This is a genomic window from Duganella vulcania, from assembly GCF_009857655.1.
GTDB lineage: Bacteria > Pseudomonadota > Gammaproteobacteria > Burkholderiales > Burkholderiaceae_D > Rugamonas > Rugamonas vulcania.
Genome location: NZ_WWCX01000309.1, coordinates 1 through 367, shown reverse-complemented (window position 1 = coordinate 367; position 367 = coordinate 1). Strand labels below are relative to the sequence as shown.

General features: G+C 71.1%; 1 pseudogene. It reads right to left on the bottom strand.

The annotated features are described in order from the left end of the window. A pseudogene (locus tag GTP90_RS36145) lies at nt 1-367 on the bottom strand (heme utilization protein); the annotation flags it as partial.

The window sequence follows — 367 nt, the reverse complement described above, 5'->3', positions numbered from 1 at the left end:
GCGGCGGTCAGCGCGCTGGCCTGGCCGGTGGTCAGGGCGACGATCTGGTTGGTGCTCAGGGCGCCCACTTGAGCCGAGCTCAGCGCGGCGAACTGGTTGGTCGACAGCGCGGCAACCTGGTCGGTCGCGAGGCCGGCCAGCTGGCTGGTGCGCAGCGCGGCGATGTCGTTGGTGGACAGGCCCGACAGGTCGGCGGTCTCGATCGCGCCGATGCTGTTGGAGCTCAGCGCGGCCACTTGTGCGGTGCTCATGCTGGCGATCTGGCCCGAGGTCAACGCGACCACCTGGTTGGTGCCCAGGGCGGCGATGCCGCCGGTGCTCAGCGCGGCGATCGAGGCGGTGGCCAGCGAATTGATCTGGCCGGTGG